This window comes from Streptomyces sp. NRRL B-1140 (assembly GCF_001280065.1).
Lineage (GTDB): Bacteria > Actinomycetota > Actinomycetes > Streptomycetales > Streptomycetaceae > Streptomyces.
In genome coordinates this window covers 75,719-82,776 of the sequence record NZ_LGEA01000104.1, presented here as the reverse complement: position 1 = coordinate 82,776, position 7,058 = coordinate 75,719, and the positions used below count along the sequence as shown (strand labels likewise).

At 71.3% G+C, this 7,058-nt stretch carries 5 protein-coding genes; 4 read left to right on the top strand and 1 reads right to left on the bottom strand.

Going from position 1 to position 7,058, the window contains the following annotated elements:
• Both ADK65_RS23985 and ADK65_RS23980 read left to right on the top strand, forming a co-directional pair.
• Positions 1 to 3,589 (top strand): multifunctional oxoglutarate decarboxylase/oxoglutarate dehydrogenase thiamine pyrophosphate-binding subunit/dihydrolipoyllysine-residue succinyltransferase subunit (locus ADK65_RS23985; RefSeq protein WP_053672436.1); only part of this gene is annotated, 3,589 nt, incomplete at its 5' end.
• An 85-nt stretch (positions 3,590 to 3,674) separates the two neighbouring features.
• The gene (locus ADK65_RS23980; RefSeq protein WP_003992906.1) at positions 3,675 to 3,854 is read left to right on the top strand and encodes a DUF6104 family protein; all 180 of its coding nucleotides are present in this window, start codon (positions 3,675 to 3,677) and stop codon (positions 3,852 to 3,854) included.
• A 163-nt stretch (positions 3,855 to 4,017) separates the two neighbouring features.
• On the opposite strand, the gene ADK65_RS23975 is transcribed toward ADK65_RS23980, so the two are convergent.
• Positions 4,018 to 4,854, bottom strand: coding sequence for a hypothetical protein (locus ADK65_RS23975; protein ID WP_053672440.1), 837 nt, complete (start codon positions 4,852 to 4,854; stop codon positions 4,018 to 4,020).
• A gap of 147 nt (positions 4,855 to 5,001) precedes the next feature.
• Between ADK65_RS23975 and ADK65_RS23970 the strand changes: the two genes are divergently transcribed.
• Both ADK65_RS23970 and ADK65_RS23965 read left to right on the top strand, forming a co-directional pair.
• Positions 5,002 to 5,976: a DUF4097 family beta strand repeat-containing protein gene (locus ADK65_RS23970; RefSeq protein WP_053672435.1), complete on the top strand. Its 975-nt coding sequence runs from the start codon at positions 5,002 to 5,004 to the stop codon at positions 5,974 to 5,976.
• A gap of 1 nt (position 5,977) precedes the next feature.
• On the top strand, positions 5,978 to 7,048 hold the full coding sequence (locus tag ADK65_RS23965) for a PadR family transcriptional regulator (RefSeq protein WP_053672434.1): 1,071 nt from the start codon (positions 5,978 to 5,980) through the stop codon (positions 7,046 to 7,048).
• Positions 7,049 to 7,058 lie beyond the last annotated feature (10 nt).

Genomic DNA, 7,058 nt, shown 5'->3' with positions numbered 1-7,058 from the left:
CTACAAGCCAGGGGCGGCCGCCGCCCCGGCTCCGGCGGGTACCGCGGCCGCGGGGGCCGCGGGGACCACCACCACCCCTCAGCCGGCCGCTCCGGCCACTCCCGCGCAGGCCCCCGCCCCCGCCAAGGCCCCCGCTCCGGCGCAGGCCGCCCCGGCCGCGAAGCCCGCCGCCAAGCCGGCCGCCGCCGCGAAGAAGGCCGAGCCCGCCGCCGAGGCCCCCTCGGGCCCCGAGCAGGTCGTGCTGCGCGGCCCCGCCGCCGCGGTCGCCAAGAACATGAACGCCTCCCTGGAGGTGCCCACGGCCACGTCCGTGCGCGCGGTCCCGGTGAAGCTGCTGTTCGACAACCGCATCGTCATCAACAACCACCTGAAGCGCGCCCGGGGCGGGAAGATCTCCTTCACGCACCTGATCGGCTACGCGATGGTGCAGGCCATCAAGGCCATGCCGTCGATGAACTACTCCTTCGCGGAGAAGGACGGCAAGCCCACCCTGGTCAAGCCGGAGCACGTCAACTTCGGCCTCGCCATCGACCTGGTCAAGCCCAACGGCGACCGCCAGCTCGTGGTCGCGGGCATCAAGAAGGCCGAGACGCTGAACTTCTTCGAGTTCTGGCAGGCCTACGAGGACATCGTCCGCCGCGCCCGTGACGGCAAGCTGGGCATGGACGACTTCACCGGCGTGACGGTCTCCCTGACCAACCCCGGCGGCCTCGGCACCGTGCACTCCGTGCCGCGTCTGATGCCCGGCCAGTCGGTGATCATGGGCGTCGGTTCCATGGACTACCCGGCCGAGTTCCAGGGCACCTCCCAGGACACCCTGAACAAGCTCGGCATCTCGAAGGTCATGACGCTCACGTCGACCTATGACCACCGGGTCATCCAGGGCGCCGCCTCCGGCGAGTTCCTGCGGATCGTCGCGAACCTGCTGCTCGGTGAGAACGGCTTCTACGACGACATCTTCGAGGCGCTGCGCATCCCCTACGAGCCGGTCCGCTGGCTCAAGGACATCGACGCCAGCCACGACGACGACGTCACCAAGGCCGCCCGCGTCTTCGAGCTGATCCACTCCTACCGGGTCCGCGGCCACGTCATGGCCGACACCGACCCGCTGGAGTACCAGCAGCGCAAGCACCCCGACCTGGACATCACCGAGCACGGGCTCACCCTGTGGGACCTGGAGCGCGAGTTCGCCGTCGGCGGCTTCTCCGGCAAGTCGATGATGAAGCTGCGCGACATCCTCGGCGTCCTGCGCGACTCGTACTGCCGCACCACCGGCATCGAGTTCATGCACATCCAGGACCCGAAGCAGCGCAAGTGGATCCAGGACCGCGTGGAGCGGCCGCACTCCAAGCCGGAGCGCGAGGAGCAACTGCGCATCCTGCGCCGTCTGAACGCCGCCGAGGCCTTCGAGACGTTCCTGCAGACGAAGTACGTCGGCCAGAAGCGCTTCTCCCTGGAGGGCGGCGAGTCCGTCATCCCGCTGCTGGACGCCGTGCTGGACTCGGCCGCCGAGTCCCGCCTGGACGAGGTCGTCATCGGCATGGCCCACCGCGGCCGCCTGAACGTCCTCGCCAACATCGTCGGCAAGTCGTACGCGCAGATCTTCCGCGAGTTCGAGGGCAACCTCGACCCGAAGTCGATGCACGGCTCCGGTGACGTGAAGTACCACCTGGGCGCCGAGGGCACCTTCACCGGCCTCGACGGCGAGCAGATCGCGGTCTCCCTGGTCGCGAACCCCTCGCACCTGGAGGCGGTGGACCCGGTCCTGGAGGGCGTCTCGCGCGCCAAGCAGGACATCATCAACAAGGGCGGCACGGACTTCACCGTCCTGCCGGTGGCGATCCACGGCGACGCGGCCTTCGCGGGCCAGGGCGTGGTGGCCGAGACCCTGAACATGTCGCAGCTGCGCGGTTACCGCACCGGCGGCACGGTCCACATCGTCATCAACAACCAGGTCGGCTTCACCGCGGCCCCCGAGTCCTCGCGTTCCTCCATGTACGCGACGGACGTGGCCCGCATGATCGAGGCCCCGATCTTCCACGTGAACGGCGACGACCCGGAGGCCGTGGTCCGCGTCGCGCGGCTCGCCTTCGAGTTCCGCCAGGCGTTCAACAAGGACGTGGTGATCGACCTCATCTGCTACCGCCGCCGCGGTCACAACGAGTCGGACAACCCGGCCTTCACCCAGCCGCTGATGTACGACCTGATCGACAAGAAGCGCTCGGTGCGCAAGCTCTACACCGAGTCCCTCATCGGTCGCGGCGACATCACCCTGGAAGAGGCCGAGCAGGCGCTGCAGGACTACCAGGGCCAGCTGGAGAAGGTCTTCACGGAGGTCCGTGAGGCCACGTCCCAGCCGGGCACGGTCGAGTCCACGGACCCGCAGGCCGAGTTCCCGGTCGCCGTGAACACCGCGGTGACCACGGAGGTCGTCAAGCGGATCGCCGAGTCCCAGGTCAACATCCCCGACCACATCACCGTGCACCCGCGCCTGCTGCCGCAGCTGCAGCGCCGGGCGTCGATGGTCGAGGACGGCACGATCGACTGGGGCATGGGCGAGACCCTCGCGATCGGTTCCCTCCTGCTGGAGGGCGTCCCGGTCCGCCTGGCGGGCCAGGACTCGCAGCGCGGTACGTTCGGCCAGCGCCACGCGGTCATCATCGACCGCAGCACGGGCGACGAGTACACGCCCCTGCAGTACCTCTCCGAGGACCAGGCGCGACTGAACGTCTACAACTCCCTGCTCTCCGAGTACGCGGCGATGGGCTTCGAGTACGGCTACTCGCTGGCCCGCCCCGAGGCGCTCGTGATGTGGGAGGCGCAGTTCGGCGACTTCGTCAACGGCGCCCAGACGGTCGTGGACGAGTTCATCTCGTCGGCCGAGCAGAAGTGGGCCCAGACGTCCGGCGTCGTCCTGCTGCTGCCGCACGGCTACGAGGGCCAGGGCCCGGACCACTCCTCGGCCCGCCCCGAGCGCTTCCTGCAGATGTGCGCGCAGAACAACATGACGGTCGCCATGCCGACGTCGCCGTCGAACTACTTCCACCTCCTGCGGTGGCAGGTGCACAACCCGCACCACAAGCCGCTGGTGGTCTTCACGCCGAAGTCGATGCTGCGCCTGAAGGCGGCGGCGGCCAAGGCGGAGGAGTTCACGACCGGCCAGTTCCAGCCGGTCATCGGCGACGCGTCGGTGGACGCGGCCGCGGTCAAGAAGGTCGTCTTCTGCGCCGGCAAGGTCTACTACGACCTGGAGGCCGAGCGTCAGAAGCGCGGCGTCACGGACACGGCGATCATCCGCATCGAGCGCCTGTACCCGCTGCCGGGTGCCGAGCTCCAGGCGGAGATCAAGAAGTACCCGAACGCCGAGAAGTACCTGTGGGCCCAGGAGGAGCCGGCGAACCAGGGTGCCTGGCCGTTCATCGCGCTCAACCTGATCGACCACCTGGACCTGGCGGTCGGCGCGGACGTCCCGCACGGCGAGCGGCTGCGGCGCATCTCGCGCCCGCACGGCTCGTCCCCCGCGGTGGGTTCCGCGAAGCGTCACCAGGCCGAGCAGGAGCAGCTGGTGCGTGAGGTGTTCGAGGCGTAACCGCTCTCGCGCCTCCCGCGCGGCCGGGCCGCATCCCCACTCCGGGGGTGCGGCCCGGCCGTTTTCGCGCACCTATCCTTGAGGCATGTACTTCACGGACCGTGGCATCGAGGAACTGGAGAAGCGGCGCGGCGAGGAGGAAGTCACCTTCGAGTGGCTCGCCGAGCAGCTGCGGACGTTCGTCGATCTCAACCCCGACTTCGAGGTGCCGGTGGAGCGACTGGCCACGTGGCTGGCGCGGCTGGACGACGAGGACGACGAGTAGGACCGACCGGTTCCGGCCGCTGCGGGGACGACGAGTAGGACCGGATCCGGCCCGCCGCGGGGACGACGAGCGGGACGGGTGCGGACCGCCGCAGGGACGACCGGGACCGGATCCGGCAGCGGCGAGGACGGCGAGCCGCACCTGATCCTGCAGCTCAGGGGCGTCAGTCGCGCGGATGCGTGAAGGCGTAGGCAAGGCCCAGCGCGCCGTGTGCGAGAAGCAGGGTGCCGGCCGTGACCCAGCCCCAGCCGCCGCTGCGCCTGCGCAGACCCCAGGACAGCAGCGGCACGCCCGCCACCACCTGCGCCAGGGCCAGCGCGCGTGCTCCGGGACCGCCGGCCCAGGGTGCCCAGGGCCCGAGGCTGCCGTGGTCGACGGTGTCGCGTTCCGCGACCGCGTCACGCCGGCCCGGCCCTTCGACGGCCAGGCCGTCCGGCATGCGGGCGGCGGCCTCCAGAAGACGTTCGGCGGGATCACCGGGGACGAGTCCGGCGGGCAGTGCGACGCCCACGCGCGCGAGGACCGCGAGCAGCCCGCGCAGACGGGTGCCGGCATCGGCCTCGGAGTCGGGTTCGGCCAGCGCCTCGAGGGTCTGGACGTCCAGGACGGGGTCGAGGCCCAAGCGGGCAGCGAAGGTGTGCAGGGCCTCGGTCTCCCCCACCGGCACGCCCCCGGCGAGCCACACGAAGCCGACCGGGCGGCGGAAACCGGACGCGAGTGTGAATCCCGCGTGGTCGGTGTCCCACCACAGGGCGAGGACGGGCCAGGGCGCGCCGACGGCGAGTGCCGTCGCCCAGCCGGTGACCACGCGGTCGACGGGCTCGGTGCCGTCCCGCCAAGGCCCGCCGCCGGGGACGAGAACGCTCCACGCGTCGCCCGCGCGCATGAGCCGCATCGGTTCGCGCAGCAACTGGGCGACCGGGGCGACGGACGCGGGTGCCGCCCGGCACAGCAGGAGCGCCCCAGGCGCGGGTCCGGTGCGGGCGGCTTCCGTCGGCATGGTCACACGCTAGGCCGAATCCTCACACTATGGGCGTTTCGACGGTCCAGCCCTCCCCAGAACGGGTGTCTTGACTTTCCGAGGCCGCGATATATCGTGAATGCGAGAGAACGCGATATGGCGCGTCGAGTCGGAGAGGTCCTCACCATGTCCGAGTGGTCCGTCACAGAACCGAAGAAGCTCACCTTCGACGAGCCCGTGAGCGACCTACGGGTGCGTCTCGTCAACGGAACGGTGAACGTGGTGGGCACGGACGAAGGTTCCGCCCGCCTGGAGATCTCCGAGATCGACGGGCCGCCCCTGATGGTGACCCAGCAGGACGGCGTCCTCACGGTGGCCTACGAGGACCTGCCCTGGAAGGGCTTCCTGAAGTTGCTGGACCGCAAGGGCTGGCGCCGCAGCGCGGTGGTCTCCCTGGCCGTGCCCGCCGGCACACGCGTGGAGGTGGGCGTGGTGGGCGCGGCCGCCGTGATCTCCGGGACCCATGGCCCGGCGGTGATGAAGGGCGTCACCGGCGACACGACACTGGTGGGCCTGTCCGGCCCCGTGCGCGCCGAGACGGTCTCCGGCGGCCTGGAGGCCCAGGGCGTGACCGGCGACCTGCGGTTCAACTCCGTGTCCGGCGACCTCACGGTGATCGAGGGCTCCGGCCCCTCCGTGCGGGCGGAGACGGTCAGTGGCTCGATGATCGTCGACCTGGACCCGAACGGCCCGACGGACGTCCGGCTGACCAGCGTCTCGGGCGAGATCGCCATCCGGCTGCCGTATCCGGCGGACGCGGAGGTCGAGGCGAACACCGCGAGCGGCGCCCTCTCCAACGCCTTCGACGGCCTGCGCGTGCACGGCCAGTGGGGAGCCCACAAGATCACGGGCCGGCTCGGCGCGGGCACCGGCAAGCTGCGGGCCACCACCATCTCCGGTTCGATCGCCCTCCTCCGCCGCCCCGCCGGAGAGGACGATCACGACGACGAGCCGCGGGGCACCCGGCCCGGCAGCAACGACGCGGCGGCAACCCCGGCGAGCGCCCCCCGGGAGGGCTCGGGAGACAATCCCGTCTCCGGCCCGGGCGACCATCCCGCCACCGCCCCGGCCGACGGTTCAACCGACAAGAAGGTGCTCTGACATGCCTCCCGTCTTCGCCCACGGCCGCCTCCGCCTCTACCTGCTGAAGCTGCTGGACGAGGCGCCCCGCCACGGCTACGAGGTGATCCGCCTCCTCGAGGAGCGATTCCAGGGGCTGTACGCGCCCTCGGCGGGGACGGTCTACCCGCGCCTGGCCAAGCTGGAGGCCGAGGGCCTGGTCACCCACACCACCGAGGGCGGCCGCAAGGTCTACTCGATCACGGACGCGGGCCGTGCCGAACTGGCCGACCGCGGTGGCGAGCTGGCCGACCTGGAGCTGGAGATCCGGGAGTCGGTCGCGGAGCTGGCCGCGGAGATCCAGGCCGATGTGCGCGGAGCCGCCGGTGATCTGCGCCGCGAGATGCGCGCGGCGGCGACGGAGGCCCGCCGGGGCAACGGCACCACGGCCGACGGCACGACGGGCACCGCCAACGGCGACTTCTCGCAGTACGGCGACAAGGAGGCGTGGCGCATCGCCAAGGAGGAGATGCGCCGCGCCCGGCAGGAGTGGAAGGAACAGGCCCGGCGCGCCAAGGACGAGAGCCGCCGCGCCCGCGAGGACGCCCAGCGCGCCCGCCGCCAGGCGAAGGAGGCCCAGGAGCAGGCCCGGGCCCAGGCTCAGGAGCAGGTGCAGCGCATCACCCGCCGCGTCCAGGAGCAGGTTCAGGACCACTTCGCCCGCGGCGACTGGCCGACGGGTCTGCGTGAGGGCCTGAGCGAACTGGTCAAGGAGGTGGGCGAATTCGGGAAGGACTACGGCAAGGACTTCGGCAAGGACCTGGGCTTCGACTGGCCAGGCACCGGCAAGCCCGCCGCGGAGCCGCCGCCCCACGCCCAGCCCCCGGCGGACTTCCCGGCCTCCTTCGAACCGGCCTGGGCCCACGAGGACACCGCGGACTCCACCGGCGATCCGGCCCGCGACCTGGACCGTCTCCTGGACCGCTTCCGGGACGACATCCGTGACGCGGCCCGCGACCACGGCGTCACCGCCGGCCAACTGCGCGACGCCCGCCGCCATCTGTCGACGGCGGCGGCCCACATAGGAGCCCTCCTGCGCGCACAGCAGAAGTAGGCGCCGGGGC